Here is a 260-nt window from a genome sequence, read left to right on the forward strand (position 1 = left end):
CGATCTGCGGCACCTTGCGGTTGTCGGCCCATTTGGCGGCGATTAGCTCCGCACCCCTCGGCGATCCGCCGTGCAGCAGCACCATGTCCGGGTGCTTGGTGTGAACTTGATCGAGCTTGGCCCAGACCAGCCGGTGATCGTTGAAGTCGAGCCCGCCAGTCAATGCCACCTTCGGCCCCGCTGGGAAGAGCACCTGATTCTCGGCGCGCCTCTTCGCCGCCAGGAAATCGCGGCTATCGATCATCGCCGAGGTCAGGTTG

General features: G+C 64.2%; 1 protein-coding gene. It reads right to left on the minus strand.

What is annotated here, in order from left to right; genetic code table 11:
- Positions 1-260, minus strand: a 260-nt coding sequence (locus tag AC1RPJ_RS08245; RefSeq protein WP_481762923.1) for a DUF2493 domain-containing protein, incomplete at both ends; no start/stop codon positions are given.

It is taken from the genome of Dellaglioa sp. CoH-57-MRSF-17 (assembly GCF_056782015.1).